This is a genomic window from Acidicapsa borealis (assembly GCF_059115245.1).
Genome location: NZ_JCACNY010000001.1, coordinates 2915020 through 2933518, shown reverse-complemented (window position 1 = coordinate 2933518; position 18499 = coordinate 2915020). Strand labels below are relative to the sequence as shown.

The following is an 18499-nucleotide window of genomic DNA, read 5'->3' as shown; positions in this document are numbered from 1 at the left end:
CCGGCACGGGTTCCTCCAATCATTTCGCTGCTGGCGCCGGAGAATGGCAGAAGCGCAGCCGTCAGCTCCGCTTGTATGGAGTAGAGCCAAAACTATCTAAGGCTTGTTGGGCTCAATCGAGAGGGCAGGAGTCGCCTGTATACAGCGCCAAGCGCCAGAATTGATGTTCGTCACTGCCTTACCAGTGAACCTGTTAAATGAAAGAGTTTCCAATGCGTGTTTGTCGTTGTTCAAGGCCAAATTTAACCTGACGGTGTCGTCATCTACACTGACTTCTAGTTGTGGGAGTTGGGCGGCACGCAATGCTTCATCGGATTTAGGATTTCGAGTTAGTGTTCCGTCCGCATTGAGAGATACCAATTGAGTCTTGCCGTCGCCTAGCCAGATTCCCGGGGTCCATAGAGACGAATGATCTTTGGGGTATTGTCTCCATTCGAACTCCGCCATCGCTCCATTGATTTTCAGTCCCTTATGGTAGGTTGTCAGTAATCCCCAGCCATTGGGTTTGGTCTTATCCGGATTGTCGATGTCTTGGCCTATCTCTACGAAGATGAATAGGTCATCAGCCTCATGCGGTAGATCAACTGCGAAGCAGCCATAAGATTTAACGGTCGATGCTTGCTTGATTTCGATTCCTTTGGCGACCACAAGCTCATTAAATGACTTGCAGCCTAGCATGATGCCTGCATCAGGAAGGGATTTTGAGGCTTCCTTACTCTCGTTATAAACGGCACAGGCAATCTGGCTCAGAGAGGCAACGGGTGAGATGATCAGGAACAAAGTTACCATTAGACGAATCACGACTCGCTCCCTTGTATCGGCATGTTTGATTGGTAATGTCTGATAGTACAGAGACGATGGAACCCGTGTCTAGGGATAGCAGCAAACCCGGATTCCGCATCCGCGAGGGCGGCCGGGGCTTTCTCGTAATTTGTTTTAACGGAACTCTCCCGGTCTCTGCTATCGGTCTTGTCGATCGGTTCGTTGTTGGGCCTCTTCCTCCGTTTTAGACTATTGAGAAATCATCTAAATGACGTATCCGTCATTTGATAGAGGTACGCTGACGTGTTCACTTACGGTTTAATACTTACGGGTTTTGTTACGGGATATTGACGGATTATACGCCGTTCCGCATTAGAATCAGTTGTTTAAGTCTTTTTCCGTAAACAGTAATGTATCCAATACAAACAGTTGCTGTTCTTGACACAGACATGAACAGTTCGCGATACGAATAGGCTGTTCATAATAAAGACATTCCGTATTCGCCATGTGGACGGAAGTATTCCAATAAGAACGGTCTACAATTGCTAGGTCATAAGCTAAATAAAAAAATCATCACTGGCACATTCTGTTTTTATGAACTACGAGTGTCTCTATTGTAGGCAACCCCTACTTGGAGAACTACATGGATACACTTATTATCATCGTGACGCCTGTTCGGATGGGCATCAACATACACAAGGCCAACCGCTACACTTCTATTTCCAACATGGAGGAAAACTCCAATGTCATTTGAATTTACAGATAAAGTCGTAAAGATTGAAGGTTGGTATGGAAACCACAAAACAAAGTTCGGTGCGATAGATAAAGCCGTCCTACTTGATCTCGCGGAACGTGCAAATAAAGACAATCAAACATGGGCTGGTTACACCCGACTCTGCAAGCGCACGTACTATTCCCGAGCCGCCGTATCGAAAGCGATTCAAAACCTTCATGCTCTTGGCCTCATCTCTATTTCCCCTCCTACCGAGGATCGAAGAACCAACACCTATACCCTCAACTATGACAAGATTTGCGAGGCAGCAGGTGTTGATGCTGATTCGGTCAAGGGGAAAGGCAAACTTTCCGGTCGGAGATTCACTCGTAAGCCGTCGATATCAACGGCGGAGGTGGAAATACCTTCCGATGAAGTTATGGGAGGAGGCTGGCATCGGTGCAATTATGGGGAGTTCCATCACGGTCGATGTGATTGCGATGACCCGGTTGGCTTGTATGTAGATTCATCATCATCAATACCTGCTCCGTATCTGCTCGAGGACGACGACGACGAACTAGCATGACGAGAAGCGCCACCTTAAAGACATCTCGCCGCATCTGCTCACTGAAACACTATTCAAATCAGCTTGCGGCGAGATAACTTTGGGAGAGACGCACATAGTCGGACTCTGCCTTGCGAGAAATCCGAGCCCTAAAGAAAGCTCTCGAAGGGCAATCAGAATCGGCGAAAGCGTTTTGGTACATCTCAACACTTGGCTTTTGCATTTGTGTTTGTCGTATTGTCTAGGAAGGGACTGAGTCGTCCCGACGGGCAAGTATTGAAGCTCGTTCCAACTCTTCGCCGTAGTCCGACAAAGCTGAGGTGAGGTCTTCGACGTGCAATCGATTTCGGTTGAGTGCCTCAGTCTGCTCATCCAGTAGCAGGTTAAAGCGTTCGGTCTCTGCATTGATGCTTTGCATGAGCGTACTCACTTGCGCAAGAAACCGAATCAATGTGACAAACCGGTTGAGATCATCAGGTGATGGAGTGCCGTAATTATTCATGGCGATCCCCACCGGCATCGGCTGGATCATGATCGCAGGAAGGCGGGTTGCTATTCCGACTCAAACTGCGAAGCTTGGCTACTTGGTAAACCAACTGCTCACTGCATCCCAGTTCGGACGCGATTGCAGCATAAGGCTTTCCTGAATAGCGTATCCGGCATTGGATTGCGTCATAAAAGACCTCTCGCACTGCATTGATGGCATCTTGCAACTTATTTTTCTTGATATTTGTCATTTACTGTCTCCGTAGACGGTCTTGTCTGAAACCACCGTCTATAAAGGTGAGAGGTAGAGCGTTCTTGTATGTTGATTGTTGACTGACAAAATAGAAAGTCCAATAGACATGCAAAAAGTACGGTATCTTCGTAAACACGTAAACTGGCTAACACTTGTGAGAAGCCGCTCTCTCACAACTCTGGCAGTTGACACCATACTTAAGGAAGTGTAAAGGTACTGTATTACGAGTTTTTGAATAAGTAGACCGGCTCAAATTTGTACGGCGACCCAGCACGAGTTCCCGGCATTGCGTCCAATGCAAGCCGACGGGTTTCGATGAGCCGGAACCCACACCACCGTGACAGCCATCGCCATCACCGCCAACAAAATTAAATATTTCATTTCGCCAGACCGGGTTCCCTGCGCGGGTACGGCAAAGATGGCAGCTTGACCGCGTTCCTTAATCGCTTCACAACTCCCGGTGAGCCATAGACCCCGATATAGCGATGCTTCGGAAACCCCGGGACAAACAGAGCGCCTTGTTCAAACAGTAACCGCTTCTGTTCAGCACGAGAGCGTCGGTACTTCATCGGTTCGCCCTCCCGATGGCCGCGCCGGTCGCGTGCGAGGCCACTAACCTGTCGGCTGTCATGCAGCCTCCCGTTGAGGATAAACTGCTGAGCTGGCTGTGTGGTCCCGGTGTAAGTCCAGTTCAGCGAAGAGTAAATTTGACCCAATTCCCCGGCCTCCTCGGTCCCGTAGGCAACAAAGAGATGCTTAGCGTAAATTTGTGACATTTGTTTGCACGCTTCGGAAATGAGATAACTGGCACTGTTCTTCGGTGTCCACGGAAAACAGCAACCACGCACCAAGGTGCAAACTGTGTGGGCGTTTTCCATTCCGGCCACGGATTCGGCGACATGAGTTCCGGCAGTTGCGCCAAAGCAACAGACACCACCCAAGTGTTCGCCGAAGTACAGGCCAAAGCACCAGCGTGCAGACCCCATTGACTGAAGCCATTCGTAGCGCATCACCAGCGCCTTCGCTGTAGCGTAGTCAATCTCCTTCACAGATGCGCGTGCGAAATCTTTAGCCAGCTCCCGCTTGACGACCTCATCTTCTTCGGACGGGGCAGTCTCTCGGATCGTGCGCTGAAATGCTTTCATGCTGCCTCCTCTTGCCTTTCAATGATCTTAATGGCCCAAGTAAGTTCTCTTGCATCACGTAGCAACTTGCGCCATGGCTTCGATGCGCTTTCAAGGTCACGCTTTTGCCGGTCGCTGAGAGTCACATTGCCCGAGTAGACGACGCGTTCCATCACCCTGATGTACCGTTCTGCCACTTCTGCAATGGCCGAAAGCCGCTTGTTGATCTTCAGGTCGGCCTTTGGTTCCTCCGTCTCGGGTTCTGTGGCCTCAGTCGCAGCAACGGCTTTAGCGTGAGCTTGTTCGTACTCGGCAAGGTATGCTTTGGCCTGTGGATTCCCGTTTTCAGCCAACGGCCCCAACTTTGCCTTTGCTTCGATGAGATTCTTTTCTGCCTCAGTTACGGCTGCACTCGCGGATGCAGGGGCGGGATTGCTCCTTCTACGTGCTGTTTTGCCCTTCATCGCTCTACCGGCTTCGGTTGGGCCAACCACCTCACCCAACTGTTTCATGGCCGCATCAATCCGACTCTTCCAAGAACGGTAGGTTCCCGGTGGAACGCCCACGGAAGCCAAGAACTCGTGAAACCCCGGTTCCTTCAGGTCGTGGAGGTCGGTGCGAGCACCCTGCTTTTTGTTGTACCGCGCCTCAGCCTCAAGCAGTGCGGGGTATAACTCGGTCCATCTTCGTCTGAAACCCTCGACGTGAGCATTGCAGCGGGCGGACCGATACTCGACATATTTGCGAAGCTGAAGACAAGTCATCGTGCGAAAGCTGGCGACTTGTGTTGCAGCCGCAACACAGGTTGAATTAGTGACTAAGGCCGTGCTGGATGCCATTACTCGCGGAGAATCTGCGTGAGAAAGGGAAATATTCTGGGAGTTTTGATTGGCAACCTCAGTTGCGGGGGGAACGTGTGTACATCCAATTAAATTTTCGTAGCTCATTAGCTTCCTCAATCATTTACTAGGCTGGCTCACGAATCGCCGTCTTTACAAATGATGAGGGGATAAATGATTGCAGGCTGGGAAGAAGTCTGGAGTTTTAGACGGATGACTTTTTCATAGTCGCGTAAGAGCCTCTATTGTGTGGTTTGACTTTCTGTATGACTTGCCCAATGACATTCGCGCTATCGATAATCTTCTTGGCGAGAGCTTCCTTTTTGGCGCGGATGGTACCTCTGTCCACTGAGCCTGCACCAAACGGAGCCACCTGCTCATCTGTACAGCCATGTGCGAGCAGTGCACAACGAATTACTGCATGACACTCCGCTTGAGAAAGACCATGTGTCTCCTGAAGTTCCCAAACAAGACCTATGCAGCAGTCCACGAGTTTTATCGGCTGGATGTATTCTCTTTTAACTAGAGTAGATGCAGTTGCAAGGGAAGCTGAGAGAAGATGGCAGCAGTTGAGCACATAGTCAAGTGAGACATGGAAACCTCCATCTTGAGTTGGTAATTTCGCATTTCGAAGCTGAATAGCGTGAGAGAAGGAAACGACAGATGCCCGCATCTTGTCCATCCTCTCGGTGAACTGCTTATCAGATTCGATTGCAAGAGTGCGTTCTTTAACGTTCGGTACGGTACCTCTCCAAAGGTTCCTTAACACATCAACTCGCGCGTCTTCAGGCTTTGCAAACTTGGCAAGATCAGGTTCAACTCCAATTCTTCTACAAGTTTCTATCACGAAGGCAACGGTTGAGGTGCGCCTCGCGGCCTCACTGCTAATCCACTTCTTGAGCCCTTCCGCAGCCTTCGTGCGAGTTATTGGCGCTTTAGACAAGGCGGAATTCCACTGGATAAAATCCCGCTGAGGGTAACTAGGAATTGCTTGCTGCTTCCGGCGCGAACCATTTGTTTGAGTCTTGCTGCCGGTTATTGGCTGCTGTTCCTTGACACCTGTCCGCTGAGGTGATTTGGCGGTACCTGCCGCCTGTCCTTTGCTCGACTCTGATCTAGCCGACGACTGACGCGGAGGAGGTTCAGGTGTGGCAGATGACTGTCGGGTAGTCTGTGCACCTCCCTTTTTGGGAGGAGTGGACAGGTATTTGTATGCCAGATTTATGCGCTTTGCTCTATCCTCTGCGATCAACAACCCTACTGTTTCTTTTCCATGCTTGTCTGGATGCCATGCCTTGATCTGATCCCGATATGCTGCCTTGATCGAAGCCTCATTCGCTGACTTATTTAAACCAAGCTCGTTGAGCGCTTCACACCTACGACATTGAGTTCTGCTTCCTACAACCTTCTTACCGCACTTGCAAACGCCCATAATCTGCTTACCTCACTTGCAGTGTAGCGAAACTATGCCGGTGGGAAAAAGTCCATATCGGAGAATGAGCAACATCTTCCCAAGCTGAGAGCCTGTCTCCAATGACACTAAGAGAGTACCAACCGTTCCGCCAATGTCATGAAGTTGAAGAATTGTACGGGGCATCGATGGCACGTTAAACCAATATCAATGAGGAAGGAAATGCATCAGCTTGCCTGTTGCAGAGGGTTGAAATATGGAAGCAGAGAAGGCATATCGAAGCGTGATTCGTCGGTTAGAGAATCACTTCAAACTAGAGCAACGCTACGCAGTTACTACAAATAGCGTTTACCTCGATGTATACGGCTCGTGCAACAAAAGATGCAAAGAGCATCATGACCCGTGGTGCGGTAGTAATCCTTGCGTGACAAGGCTTCGCTGCTCGGATCATCCTAGCAATAACTTCAGAGGGGTTAGCTTGGAGAGCGGCGAGGACAATGGTAAACAAGCGCGTGAGTTTGTGAGAGAAGTGTTTGAAACCCTCACCAAGCGCCGTTACCAGAAAGATCGTGGCTTGTACACAATCTGGAGTTAACCGCAATACACGCAACAACTCACGCCGAAGATTCAACCCGAGTCGCTGCTTGTGTTCAACATTCACTCTTCAATCCTGAAAGGATGAGAAAGCGATGAATCATGCCAGCGGAGTTCCAACTTAAGTTCTTAAGACTGCCACAGGTGAAAGAGTTGACCGGGCTTTCCCGATCTGCAATCTATTCCCTGCCCGACTTCCCTCGCCCGATTAAACTCGGACACACGAATGCCTCCGCATGGGTCGAGTCCGAAGTGATGGACTGGATGCGTAGGCAAATTGAGAAGCGTGATTATGCGGTTGTGCGTCCGAGAGCAAGCTGAGCATCGAGATAGTCGGCCCATGCCTGCATCATCTCCGTGCGTTGAGGTACATACTTCGCATGGTTGTATGCACGTTCAACTGCATCGCCAGACAGATGTGCAAGCTGAGTTTCTACATGCTCTCGTGCGTATCCCTTCTCTCGCATCGTCGTGGAGAACACTCCACGCCAGCCGTGACCAGTCATGCGTCCTTTGTACCCCATTCCATACATGGCAAAGAGTACGGTGTTGTTCGACATCGTCTCGGCTTTCTGCTCACCGGGGAACACGATCTTCCGGTTGCCGGTGATGAGGCGTATGGCTCTGAGTATTTCGACTGCCTGACGTGACAGCGGTACTATGTGAGGCGTCTGAGTGCCCCGGACGGTCTTCATGCGCTCTCTTGGGATCACCCATGAACTCTTCTGCAAGTCAATCTCATCCCACGTCGCACCGATCATCTCTTTAGTTCTCACTACCGTGAGTGCCAAAAACTTCTGAGCCAGCTTCGTCAGTGCCTGTCCGTCGTACTCATCTATATCGACCATCAGCTTAGGTAGATCACTGGCCGATACTCTCGCCATGTTCTGAACCTTACGCGACTTGAGCAAGTCTGCTGGCCTGATGCTGGCAACCGGGTTGAAGTCACAGATGTCTCTCGCAACTGCGTATCGGAAAATCTGACCCACGGTTTGCAACGCTCGACGGGCGATGTCCAACGCATCGCGTGTTTCGATTTGCTGGATCATCTTCGCTACGTCGCCAGCTTTGATTTTGGTGATGTCACGCGAACCTAACGCAGGGAGGACATCTGCCTGCAATCTTCGTCTTGTGGTCCCTGCGTGAATAGGGTTCTTATCCGACTTCCAGTGTTCCCACCATGCCTCTGCAACGGTCTCGAACGATGTGCTCTCTACATCTGCGTCGGGTTTAGCCATCGGGTCAATCCCATTGGCAACTTGCTTTCGTGCCTCCAGATGTCTCGCTCTCGCATCAGCCAAACTGACGACGGGATATGACCCCAGCGACATCAGCCGCTGCCTTTTATTGAACTGATACTTGTAGCGCCAGAGTTTCGAGCCGTTCGTCGATATGACGAGCGACAGCCCATGTCCATCTAAAAGTGAATAAGGCTTTGCCCCGGGCTTGGCCTTCGTTATCTCCAATTGCGTGATCGCCATTTGCCCCCCGCTTTTCTCGGTATACAAGTTCAGCTCGAAATATATACAAACCGTATACAAAAGACTACTGGCTCCGGGGGGATTCGCTGGGACGCCTGAGGACGGTAAGCGAGCTAAGTTGTTGATATTATTGAATGCATGGGATTCGCCGGGACGTGCAGGGATGGATGTTGGTTGCCTCGCAGGGATTCGAACCCCAATATGCTGAGTCAGAGTCAGCTGTCCTACCATTGAACGACGAGGCAACAAGCAAAGGTCGAAGGACTCAACCTTGCGACTTTCGTCAGGGTTCCAGCAGAGCGCCGGTCAACCACCAACTCACTCATCATACGAGGAATCCCGCCCATGGGTCAATCGCTCGTCAACCATGGACGAACGAGCGCTCCATATCCATCCTCTCCGCTCTTCAGGAAGACAGCAAAGGTTTTATAAGTTTTTAACGCCGTTTCCACGTCTAATGAGACGTATCCAATCAACGACTCCTCTACTCGCCAATCTGCAACTGCGTTAGAATCTCACTGAGCGATCGGAAAATGGAACTTGTACTCAATCTCGCGTGGGCGCTCTGCTCCCTCGGCCTCATCTGGCTCTGGGTTCGCAGCTCCCCGTCGCGTTCCAAACATCCGATCCCGCGCGCCGCTCAAGCTCTTGCTCTGGTCATGGTCGTCCTGCTCCTGCTTCCCGTCATCTCGCTCAGCGACGATCTGGCAGCGGCGCAAGGCCCGGCAGAGACAGACTGCTGCGTCCGCCGTGCTCTCCAGTCCCACGAACTCCACCCCTCCGTCGTCCCGGCTTCGCTGGCGATGCCCGAGCAGGAGTTCGCCATCTTTGCGCTGAACGGCCTTTCTCTGGCCACGGTTCAAATCGACGGGCAAACGGCGCCCACTCCCATCCTCAGCCGTTCACTCGACAATCGGCCGCCGCCTCGCGCCTGATTCAGCCATTTTTCCCGGCAATCTACCCCTTCAGATAATGTGAATTCCGGCTGTCGTGCTCTTCGCGGCACCCCTAAGGTGACATGAAACAACCCCGACCCTTGCTGTATGCAGCTGCACTGCTGTCTCTGGCCCTCGCCTCCACGCGCCTCCACGCGCAGCAGGCAGCGGTTCCGCCGTCCCTAACTTGGGAACAGGTCAAAGCGCGCTTTGAAGCCGCCAACCCCGCCCTCAAGGCCGACGCCCTAAGTGTCGACGAAGCCAAGGCCCAGGAAACCACAGCCTTCCTTCGTCCCAACCCTACCCTCACCGCTGGCGAAGACGGCACCCAGCTAAACCCGCATCACGGCGTCTGGCAGCCCCTCTCCGGTACGCAATATCAAACCGGCCTGAGCTACCTCTACGAGCGCGAACGCAAACGCCAGCTCCGCCTCGAAACCGCGCAGGACGCGACCAAAGTTGCCCAGTCCAACCACGAAGACGTAGAGCGCAACCTGGTTTTCCAGCTTCGCTCTGCCTTTGTCCAGACGCTCCAGGCCAAGGCCACTGTCAAGCTAGCCGAGGCCGACCTCGTCTACTACGACAAGCTCATCGGCATCACCCAGGAACGCTACAAAGCCGGAGACATCGCCCAGATCGACCTCGACCGCATCGAGCTCCAGCGCGTCCAGTACGAGTCCGAACTGCAGTCCGCAATCGTCAACTTGCGCACTTCGAAGATTCAACTCCTGCAATTGATGAACGACCGAACCCCCGTCGAGCAGTTCGACGTTGACGGTCCCTTCGGCTTCACTGAAGATCTCCAGGCTCTCGAAGCAGTCCGCCAGACCGCCCTCGACAGCCGCCCCGACCTACGCGCTGCCATCCAGACCATCGAGCAGGCCAAAGCCGCGCACAAGCTGGCCATCGCCAACGGCTCAGCCGACCCCACCTTCGGTGGCACATACACCTACAATGGCTCGTTCAATAACCCCTACGCCGAAAACGCCCTGGGCCTCAACATCAGCATTCCGATCCGCCTCTTCGACCGCAATCAGGGCGAAAAGAAGCGCACCCAGATCGACATCGACCGTTCGCAGCAGCTCACCGACTCCTCTCGAGCCCAGGTCTTCGCCGACGTGGATTCCGCCTACGCCCAGGTTCAGAGCAACATTACCCTCCTCAAGCCGTATAAGGCGAAGTATCTCGACCAGTCCACCCGCGTCCGCGATACCGTCACCTTCTCCTATCAGCATGGCGGCGCCTCGCTTACCGACTTCCTCAACGCGCAGAGCGAATACCGCACCGTGCAATTGGCCTACCTGCAACTCATCGGTACCTATCTAACAGCGGCCAGCCAACTCAATCTGGCTGTCGGACGCGAGGTGATTCCCTAATGCGGCTTCCTAATATCTCCCACTCTCTTACGTTCGCAACAGCTCTCGCAGCCTGCCTCACCCTCGCAGGCTGCAAGAAGGAAGAAAAGGGCGACACCGCGCCTCCGCCGGCCAAGGTCACCACCGTTGCCGACATGAACCTTATCAACGTCGACCCGGCCAAAGCGAACCTGTTCTCCACCGTGCCAGCCGGCAAGCTCGAAGCTGCCTCGCAGCTCAACGCCACCGGCACCGTCAGCCCTGACGTCTCTCGCACCATCCCGGTCATCTCGCTCGCCAGCGGCCGCGTCGTCGAAATCAAAGTCCGCTTGGATGACGCTGTGAAGAAGGGCCAGCTCCTGATGAAGGTCCAGAGCCCCGATGTCACCAACGCCTTCGCCGCCTATCGCAAGGCCGTCAACGACGAGCAACTCACCAACAAGGCCTACCTCCGCGCCAAGGAGCTGAAGGACCATGGCGCTATCTCCCAGGCCATGCTCGAACAGGCCGAAAACGCCGAACAGGATGCCAAGGAAGGCCTCACCGCAGCCGACGAGCAACTGAAGCTCTATGGCGTGGACCATGACCACCCCACCAGCGTCGTCAACGTCTACGCTCCAACCTCCGGCGTCATCATCGCCCAGAATGTCACCAATGCAGCCGCAGCGGGCGTCACCTACTCGGGCTCGTCGACCGCAATGACCATCGCCGACCTTTCCCGAGTCTGGATCCTCGCCGACGTCTTCGAAAACGACCTCGCTAAGCTCCAGCTCGGCCAGTCCGCGCAAATCAAGATCAATGCCTACCCCGACAAGCCCTTGACCGGCCGCATCAGCGACATCGGCCCCGTGCTCGACCCCACCATGCGCACCGCCAAAGTACGCATCGAGGTCGCCAATCCCGGCATCCTCAAGCTCGGCATGTTCGTTACCGCCACCTTCTCAAGCAAGAAGCTCGAGACCCACGCTGTCGTCCCCGCCACCGCTGTCCTTCACCTCCATGATCAGGACTGGGTCTTCGTCCCCGCCGGTAACAACCAGTTCAAGCGCACCTCCGTCCGGGCCGGAAAAATGGTCGAAGGCGGCAATCAGGAGATCCTCTCCGGCATCGATCCCGGCCAGCAAGTCGTCACCAAGGCCCTTCTGCTCGAAACCGCGGGGGACCAGTAGATGATTCGTGGCATAGTCGATTTCGCGCTCAAGAGTCGATGGCTCATCCTCGGTGGTGTCATCCTGCTCACCGGATGGGGCATTATGGCCTTCCGCAACCTGCCCATCGAAGCCTATCCCGACGTGGCCAACAACTACGTCACCGTCATCACCCAATGGCCCGGCCGCAGCGCTGAAGAGATCGAGCGCCAGGTCACCGTTCCGGTCGAAATCCAGATGGCCGGCATCCAGCACCTTACCAGCTTGCGCTCCAGCACGCTCGCCGGCATCTCCAGCCTCATGCTCATCTTCGACGACGAGTCGAAAGGCTTCGAGAATCGCGAGCATGTCCTCGAGCGGCTCAACCAGGTCAATCTCCCCGCCGGACTAACCCCCCAGATGGGCACGGACTGGAGCCCCGTCGGACAGATCTACTGGTACACCCTCGAGAGCACCAACCCCTCCTATGACGTTATGGAGAAAAAGTCTCTCGAAGATTGGACCATCGAAAAGCAGTTCAAAGGCGTAAAAGGCGTCGTCGATGTCGCCAGCTTTGGCGGCCCCACCAAGGAGTATCAAATCAAGCTCGATCCGGAGAAACTCATCTCCTACGGGCTCAGCATCGGCCAAGTCGAACAGCAGATCGCCAACAACAACTCCAACGGCGGCGGCAGCTTCATCGAGCAGGGCGCGCAACAAATCAACGTCCAGTCCATCGGTCTCTTTTCAACCGTGCAGGACATTGAAAACACCGTAATCAAGCCCCTCAACGGCACCCCGATCCGCGTCAAGGACATCGCTACCGTCCAGCAGGGGCCCAAGATCCGACTCGGTCAGATCGGCCGCGCCTGGCATCACACCGACAGTTCCGGCACAAGCACCATCCTTGACAACCCAGACACCGTCGAAGGCGTCGTTCTGCTCCAAAAGGGCACCGACTCCGACCCCGTTCTCCAAGGCATTCACGAGAAGGTCAAAGAGCTCAACACCAACATCCTTCCCAAGGGTGTAACGGTCATTCCCTTCCTCGACCGCTCCAAGCTTGTCGCCTTCACCGTCGAGACCGTCGAGCATAACCTGCTCGAAGGCGTCATCCTCGTCTCCATCATTCTCTTTCTCTTCCTCGGCAACATCCGCGGCGCCATCATCGTCGCCCTGACCATCCCATTCGCACTTCTCTTCGCCTCCATCTGCCTGGACCTGAGCCACATCCCGGCTAACCTCCTGTCCCTCGGCGCTCTCGACTTCGGCATGGTCGTCGATGGCTCCGTCGTCATGATCGAAAACATCGTCCGCCATCTCTCCAAGCGCGACGACACGCGCACCCCGGCCACCAAGATCCGCGAAGCATCCCACGAAGTCCTTCGCCCCGTCTTTTTCGCCATCGGTATCATCATTACCGCATACCTGCCCATCTTCACCCTGCAGGCCGTCGAAGGCCGCCTCTTCAAGCCCATGGCCTGGACCGTAGCCTTCGCACTCCTCGGAGCACTCACGTTCTCCATCATCATCTCGCCCGTGCTCGCGAGCATCCTCTTCCGCAAAGGCGCCAAGGAGTGGGAGAACCCCGTCCTGCACTGGCTCGTCGAGCACTATCGCGTCGCCGTCCGCAAGGCCATCCACCATAACCGCATCACCGTCGGCATCGCCGCTATCCTTTTCGGAGTAGCAATCTTCCTCGCCTTCGGCGGCCCCATCGGCTCTGAATTCCTGCCTCACCTTGATGAAGGCTCCATTTGGGTCCGCGGCACGTTGCCTCCCAGCGAAGGCCCCACCACGAGCATCGACTTCACCAACAAGGCACGCCAGGTTCTCGCCAGCTTCCCTGAAGTGATCCAGGTCATCAGCCAGACCGGCCGGCCCGATGACGGCACCGACGTCACCGGTTTCTTCAACACCGAATACTTTGTCGACCTCAAGAAGAAAGAAGAGTGGCGCCCAGGCTTCCATCAGGATAAGGAACAGCTGATCGCCGCCATGGACAAGGAGCTGGAGAAATTTCCCGGCGTGCTGTGGAACTTCTCCCAGCCCATCTCCGACAACATGGAGGAAGCCGTCTCCGGGGTCAAAGGCGAGCTGGCCGTCAAGCTCTATGGCGATGACCTACGCACACTCGAACACAAAGCCGAAGAGATCCAGTCCCAGATGTCCACTGTCCCCGGCGTCCAGGACCTTGGCATCTTCCGCATCATCGGCCAGCCCAACCTCAACCTCTCCGTCGACCGCGCCGCCGCCGCGCGCTGGGGCATCAACGTCGCCGACATCCAGGACGCGATCCAGACCGCCGTCGGTGCCAACGCACTCACCCAGGTCCAGCAAGGCGAAGCCCGGTACGACGTCACCCTCCGCTACGAAAAGCAGTATCGCGACACCCGCGAGGCCATCGAGAACGTTCGCCTACTCGCTCCATCCGGCGAACGCGTCTCGCTGGCCCAACTCACCAAAATCTCCACCGACGATGGCGCTGAAGAAATCTACCGAGAGCAAGGTCAGCGCTACATAGCCATCAAGTACTCCGTCCGCGGCCGCGACCTCGGCTCCACAGTCGAAGAGGCCATCAACCGGGTCAACACCAAGGTTCAGCTGCCCACCGGATATCACCTCGAATGGGCCGGTGAATACCAGAGCCAGAAGCGGGCCAACAAGCGCATGTCGATCGTCATCCCGATTACCGTGCTGGCCATCTTCCTCATCCTCTACACCATGTTCCGCTCCTTCAAATGGGCCCTGCTCATCCTGGTCAGCGTCATCATGGCCTCCGTCGGTGGGCCGCTCGCCCTGTTCATCACCCACACCAATTTCTCCGTCTCATCCGCCGTCGGATTCCTCGCCCTCTTCGGCGTCTCCGTCCAAACCGGCGTCATCATGCTCGAATACATCAACCAGCTCCGCGGCCGCCGCAAAGGCATGGAAGAGTCCAGCCAGCAGCACATCGTTGAGGCAGCAGTCGAAGGCGCAGTCCTTCGACTCCGGCCCATCATGATGACCATGCTGGTAGCAACACTCGGCCTCATGCCGGCAGCCTTCTCCCACGCCATCGGCTCAGACTCGCAACGCCCCTTCGCCATCGTTATCGTAGGCGGCCTGTTAGCCAACCTGGTAATAGGAATCTTCCTCCTACCCACCCTTTACGTAATGTTCGCCCGCGAAACCGACGAGCTCCCAACCTCCGAGATGGAAGAAGAGTTCTAAAACAACAAAGGCCCCTCAAACAGAGGGGCCAAACCACCATTGCACGAGTTTTTGCTTTGTCTTTGCCTTTGCAGTTGCTGTTCGGTTTGTCATTTTCGAAGGGAATCTGCTGTCGGCCCTTGCATTTGCTGTTACTTGAACTGACCACTGTTCTCTGATCACTGTCCACTGTCTTGCTACTCCTCCCGCAACACCTCAAGAGGACGCAACCCAAGAATCCGGTAGCTGGCCAACCACCCAGTAGCCGCCGCTAAAACCGCAGTACCAACCAGAGCAATCAGAGTCGCACGCCACTCAAAATGCCACTGAGCTTCCATCTGCCGCAGCAACACCTTCGTCAACAGATTGGCAAAGACCGCGCCAACGGTCCCAGCCAGCAGCCCCAGCACGCTGAACTCAACCGAAAAGATGCGGACAATCCGCCAACGAGTAGCCCCGAGAGTCTTGAGCACAACAGCCTCCCGAGTCCGCCGGAACCGCGTACTGGCAATCGATGAAGCCAGAATCATTAACCCCGCAAAGATCGAAAATCCAGCCAGGAAGCGCACCACAAACGTGATCTGATTCACGACCGTCTCGATCCGGTCCAGCACGTCCGCCAGGTTGATCACCGTCACCGTCGGGAACGCCAGAAACAGCGCCCGCTCCACCTGCCCCACTTGCTTCGAATCCACCCGCACCGCCCCGTACCAGACCGTAGGCGCATCCTTCAGCATCCCCGAAGGCAGCAGAAAATTCGCTCGCCCGGCGATATGCTGCCCATCGGTATGGAAGATCGCAGCGACCGTAACATGCAGCTCCTGCCCAGCCACCTCCAGCTCCACCGCCGACCCCACACCGAGCTTGATCCGCGAAGCGATCCCCTCATCGATCGCGATGGACTTGGCATTCGCATCCGTCCACCACTTCCCCTGCTGGACCCGGTCCCCATCCGGCAGCTTGTCCGCCCAGCTCAGCTGCACGCTCTCCAGCATCCGTCGCGGAAAATGCTCCACCTTCAGCTTCTCCAGCGGCACCCCATTCAGCGCAACAAACCGCCCACTCACCACCGGCAGAAGATCCAGCTCCGCCTTCTGCCCAGCCTTCTGTCCCGGCTGCGTAGCAAAGAATGCCTTCATCCCCGGCACTTCATCGGTCGTGACATCCACCAGAAACATATTGGGTAACTTCGGCGAAGCCGTCTCCTGAATCTCCCTAAGCACCTGCGACTGCATCAGGTACACCGCCAGAATCAGCATCACTCCAGTCCCCAGCGCCGCCAGCACAGCAGAAGACTGATTCCCCGGCCGGTAAAGGTTCGCCAGTCCCTGCCGCAAAAACTGCGGCAACCGCAACCGAACCAGTTTCAGCAGCCACTTCAGCAGCCGCAGAAACCCAGCCGAAAGCGCCAGCAGGACCACAAGGATAAACACCAGCGCCCCGCCAAACCACGCCCCCACCTGCGCCGAATCCGTAAGCAAAGCAGCTATCCCCACCAGCGCCACCAGGATCACAAACATCGCGACAATCTGCAGCTTCCGCTGTCCCCATCGCGTAAGAAACGCAGCAATCCCCTTCTGCTCCGCGTCCTCCACCATCCTCCGCAGCACCAGGATCGGCCGCACCTTCCGCACATCAAGCAACGGCGGCAAACAAAACAGCAGCGTAGTCAGCAACCCGGTAGCCAGCCCAGCCAGCGCCGACTTCCACGGAAACGCCAGCGTCGCGTGCACCGGCAGCAGGTTCCCAAACACCGCCGGCAGCGCCAGCATCACCCCGCCACCAGCCGCCACCCCCAGCAGCGCCCCAGCCAGCCCCAGCCCCATCGTCTGCAAGAGAAAGATCCGCAGCAAATCCCCCGACCCGGCCCCAATCGCCTTCAAGATCGCAAGCACATCCATTCGCTGCTCTAGATGCGCGTGCATGGACATCGCCACGCCAATCGCCCCCAGCACCATCGCCACCAGGCAAATCAAACTCAAAATCGAAGTAGCCCGGTCCAGCCCCTCCGTCAGCGCAGGATTCCCCTCGCGATAATCGATCACCTGCGCTTCAGGCAGAATCCCCTCCACCTGCTTGCGCACATCCGCCACCGCGCGACCCACAGGCACTTGCACCAGCAGCCGCTCCGTAGCCCGGCTCCCCGGCGCCAACAGCGTCGTAGAATCCAGCGCCGCCCGCGAAATCAACACCCGCGGCCCAAGCCCCGCACCAGCCGTGATCCGATCCGGCTCCTGAACCAATCGCGCAGCAATCCGAAAGCTCCGCCCACCCAGCCTGATAGAATCCCCGACCTTCGCATGCAGCCGGATCAGAAACTCATCCGCCACCACCACGGAATCCGCCGTCAGCGCCTGCGCCAGCGGCATATCCGGCTCCAGAATCGCCCGGCCATAGTACGGATACTCCCCCGGATCGACCGCCTTCAGCGCAACAAGAATCGGCACCGGATCAGGCGGCACCGAAGCCATCGAAACCGTCTCCGTCACCAGCGTCGCCCGAACCCCCTGCCCGCGCAGCCCCTCAATCTTCTTGTTTTCAACATCCGAGGGCAACTGCTGCGTCCGCGCCGCAATATCCCCAGCCATCAGCGAGCGCGCCTCGCGCGTCAGCGTCGACCGGAAACTCTCGCTGAACCCGCGCACACCCACCAGCGCCGCCACGCCCACAGCCACCGACAGCACCACAAACACAAATTTCCCCGGCGCCGACCGCAAATCCCGCCCAGCAATCACCGCCGCCCGCGTCCACGTCAAAGATCGTTTGGCCATCTAGCTCAGCCCGCCAGCAGCCGTCAGCACATCGGCCCGCAACACATCCTCAACCACCATCCCATCGCGAATCACAATCTTTCGATGCGCCAGCGCCGCCACCTGAGGATCATGCGTCACGAGCACCAGCGTCGTCCCCGCATGCTCATTGCGCCCCAGCAGCAACTCCAGCACCTTCTCACCATTCACCGAATCAAGGTTCCCGGTAGGCTCATCCGCCATCACAATCGGCGGCTCCACAATGAATGCTCGCGCCAGCGCCACCCGCTGTTGTTCACCCCCGGAAAGCTGCACAGGATAGTGATCCATTCGCTCGCCCAACCCCACCTGCTCAAGCAACTTGCGCGCCCTCGGAATCCCATTTCCCGGCAGATTCAGCTCAAACGGCAGCAACACATTCTCGAGCGCCGTAAGCGTAGGAATCAGCTGGTACGACTGAAACACAAACCCCAGCTTCGACCCGCGCACAACAGAAAGCTCAGCCTCATCCAGGTTATGAATCTGCACCCCATCCAGAATGATCTCGCCCTCGCTCGGCGTATCGAGGCCCGCGAGCAGCCCCAGCAGCGTACTCTTCCCACTCCCGCTGGCACCCACAATCGCCACAAACTGCCCCGAAGGAATACTGATATCGATTCCCTTCAGAATCTCCACCCGCCGCGACCCATTCTGGATCCACTTCTTCACACCGCGCACTTCAATCATCCGCGTCTCACCCTCACCTGCACTCACCTCTGATCCTACGCACTTTTCCGCCCCACCGTTCCAGCGCCTTCCATCCCACGCAATTTGTCGTAGCCTTTGCCTTTTTTGTTGTCATTCCCTGCGGGAATCTGTTGTTGCCCTTGCTTTTCCTTGTGTCATTCCCTACGAGAATCTGCTGTTGCCCTTG

The 18499-nt window shown here is 55.9% G+C and carries 15 protein-coding genes, 1 tRNA gene and 1 pseudogene; 6 read left to right on the top strand and 11 right to left on the bottom strand.

Annotation, left to right across the window (positions count from 1 at the left end; all coding sequences use genetic code 11):
* Positions 1-96 precede the first annotated feature (96 nt).
* A complete protein-coding gene (locus tag AC5S27_RS12020) occupies positions 97-801 on the bottom strand; it encodes a hypothetical protein (protein ID WP_493934796.1) in 705 nt (234 codons plus the stop codon).
* A 704-nt stretch (positions 802-1505) separates the two neighbouring features.
* Between AC5S27_RS12020 and AC5S27_RS12015 the strand changes: the two genes are divergently transcribed.
* On the top strand, positions 1506-2060 hold the full coding sequence (locus tag AC5S27_RS12015; RefSeq protein ID WP_493934795.1) for a helix-turn-helix domain-containing protein: 555 nt from the start codon (positions 1506-1508) through the stop codon (positions 2058-2060).
* Between the two features lie 220 nt (positions 2061-2280).
* Here AC5S27_RS12015 and AC5S27_RS12010 read toward each other — a convergent pair whose 3' ends face one another.
* From AC5S27_RS12010 to AC5S27_RS11985, 6 genes and pseudogenes are all read right to left on the bottom strand, one after another.
* Positions 2281-2457: a hypothetical protein gene (locus tag AC5S27_RS12010; RefSeq protein ID WP_493934794.1), complete on the bottom strand. Its 177-nt coding sequence runs from the start codon at positions 2455-2457 to the stop codon at positions 2281-2283.
* Positions 2458-2533: 76 nt separating this feature from the next.
* The gene (locus tag AC5S27_RS12005) at positions 2534-2776 is read right to left on the bottom strand and encodes a hypothetical protein (protein WP_493934793.1); all 243 of its coding nucleotides are present in this window, start codon (positions 2774-2776) and stop codon (positions 2534-2536) included.
* A 379-nt stretch (positions 2777-3155) separates the two neighbouring features.
* A complete protein-coding gene (locus AC5S27_RS12000) occupies positions 3156-3923 on the bottom strand; it encodes a Mom family adenine methylcarbamoylation protein (protein ID WP_493934792.1) in 768 nt (255 codons plus the stop codon).
* Positions 3920-4849, bottom strand: a complete 930-nt coding sequence (locus tag AC5S27_RS11995) for a hypothetical protein (RefSeq protein ID WP_493934791.1) — start codon at positions 4847-4849, stop codon at positions 3920-3922. The genes AC5S27_RS12000 and AC5S27_RS11995 overlap by 4 nt, the downstream gene beginning before the upstream one ends.
* Before the next feature lie 97 nt (positions 4850-4946).
* Positions 4947-5684: a hypothetical protein gene (locus AC5S27_RS11990; RefSeq protein WP_493937361.1), complete on the bottom strand. Its 738-nt coding sequence runs from the start codon at positions 5682-5684 to the stop codon at positions 4947-4949.
* 252 nt (positions 5685-5936) lie between these two features.
* A pseudogene (locus AC5S27_RS11985) lies at positions 5937-6173 on the bottom strand (J domain-containing protein); the annotation flags it as partial.
* 675 nt (positions 6174-6848) lie between these two features.
* On the opposite strand from AC5S27_RS11985, the gene AC5S27_RS11980 reads away from it, so the two are divergent.
* Positions 6849-7067, top strand: coding sequence for a helix-turn-helix transcriptional regulator (locus AC5S27_RS11980; RefSeq protein WP_493934790.1), 219 nt, complete (start codon positions 6849-6851; stop codon positions 7065-7067).
* Here the strand turns inward: AC5S27_RS11980 and AC5S27_RS11975 are convergent.
* Complete coding sequence (locus AC5S27_RS11975; RefSeq protein ID WP_493934789.1) at positions 7037-8227, bottom strand: tyrosine-type recombinase/integrase; 1191 nt, start codon at positions 8225-8227, stop codon at positions 7037-7039. The two genes, AC5S27_RS11980 and AC5S27_RS11975, sit on opposite strands and share 31 nt — an antisense overlap.
* A gap of 171 nt (positions 8228-8398) precedes the next feature.
* Positions 8399-8472 (bottom strand) — tRNA-Gln (locus AC5S27_RS11970).
* A gap of 288 nt (positions 8473-8760) precedes the next feature.
* On the opposite strand from AC5S27_RS11970, the gene AC5S27_RS11965 reads away from it, so the two are divergent.
* The 4 genes from AC5S27_RS11965 (at position 8761) to AC5S27_RS11950 (ending at position 14857) form a co-directional block, all read left to right on the top strand.
* Positions 8761-9162, top strand: coding sequence for a hypothetical protein (locus tag AC5S27_RS11965; protein ID WP_493934788.1), 402 nt, complete (start codon positions 8761-8763; stop codon positions 9160-9162).
* An 83-nt stretch (positions 9163-9245) separates the two neighbouring features.
* Positions 9246-10538 (top strand): TolC family protein, encoded by a 1293-nt coding sequence (locus tag AC5S27_RS11960; RefSeq protein WP_493934787.1) that lies wholly within the window; start codon positions 9246-9248, stop codon positions 10536-10538.
* Complete coding sequence (locus AC5S27_RS11955; RefSeq protein WP_493934786.1) at positions 10538-11686, top strand: efflux RND transporter periplasmic adaptor subunit; 1149 nt, start codon at positions 10538-10540, stop codon at positions 11684-11686. Before AC5S27_RS11960 ends, AC5S27_RS11955 begins: the two co-directional genes overlap by 1 nt.
* Complete coding sequence (locus AC5S27_RS11950) at positions 11687-14857, top strand: efflux RND transporter permease subunit (RefSeq protein WP_493934785.1); 3171 nt, start codon at positions 11687-11689, stop codon at positions 14855-14857.
* Positions 14858-15033: 176 nt separating this feature from the next.
* Here the strand turns inward: AC5S27_RS11950 and AC5S27_RS11945 are convergent, their stop codons facing one another.
* Together AC5S27_RS11945 and AC5S27_RS11940 are read right to left on the bottom strand one after the other, a co-directional pair.
* Entirely contained in the window at positions 15034-17607 is a 2574-nt protein-coding gene (locus AC5S27_RS11945; protein WP_493934784.1) for an ABC transporter permease, read from the bottom strand.
* Positions 17608-18339 carry an ABC transporter ATP-binding protein gene (locus tag AC5S27_RS11940; protein ID WP_493934783.1) on the bottom strand — a complete coding sequence of 244 codons (732 nt, stop codon included), beginning with the start codon at positions 18337-18339 and terminating at the stop codon, positions 17608-17610. It abuts the gene before it with no gap.
* Positions 18340-18499 lie beyond the last annotated feature (160 nt).

Bases quoted from the DNA above. Each gene is read 5' to 3' on its own strand.
- AC5S27_RS11960 (WP_493934787.1), top strand. From the start codon at position 9,246: ATGAAACAACCCCGACCCTTGCTGTATGCAGCTGCACTGCTGTCTCTG.
- AC5S27_RS11950 (WP_493934785.1), top strand. From the start codon at position 11,687: ATGATTCGTGGCATAGTCGATTTCGCGCTCAAGAGTCGATGGCTCATC.
- AC5S27_RS11980 (WP_493934790.1), top strand. From the start codon at position 6,849: ATGCCAGCGGAGTTCCAACTTAAGTTCTTAAGACTGCCACAGGTGAAA.
- AC5S27_RS12000 (WP_493934792.1), bottom strand. From the start codon at position 3,923: ATGAAAGCATTTCAGCGCACGATCCGAGAGACTGCCCCGTCCGAAGAA.
- AC5S27_RS11955 (WP_493934786.1), top strand. From the start codon at position 10,538: ATGCGGCTTCCTAATATCTCCCACTCTCTTACGTTCGCAACAGCTCTC.
- AC5S27_RS12015 (WP_493934795.1), top strand. From the start codon at position 1,506: ATGTCATTTGAATTTACAGATAAAGTCGTAAAGATTGAAGGTTGGTAT.
- AC5S27_RS11945 (WP_493934784.1), bottom strand. From the start codon at position 17,607: ATGGCCAAACGATCTTTGACGTGGACGCGGGCGGCGGTGATTGCTGGG.
- AC5S27_RS12005 (WP_493934793.1), bottom strand. From the start codon at position 2,776: ATGACAAATATCAAGAAAAATAAGTTGCAAGATGCCATCAATGCAGTG.
- AC5S27_RS11975 (WP_493934789.1), bottom strand. From the start codon at position 8,227: ATGGCGATCACGCAATTGGAGATAACGAAGGCCAAGCCCGGGGCAAAG.
- AC5S27_RS11995 (WP_493934791.1), bottom strand. From the start codon at position 4,849: ATGAGCTACGAAAATTTAATTGGATGTACACACGTTCCCCCCGCAACT.
- AC5S27_RS12010 (WP_493934794.1), bottom strand. From the start codon at position 2,457: ATGCAAAGCATCAATGCAGAGACCGAACGCTTTAACCTGCTACTGGAT.
- AC5S27_RS11965 (WP_493934788.1), top strand. From the start codon at position 8,761: ATGGAACTTGTACTCAATCTCGCGTGGGCGCTCTGCTCCCTCGGCCTC.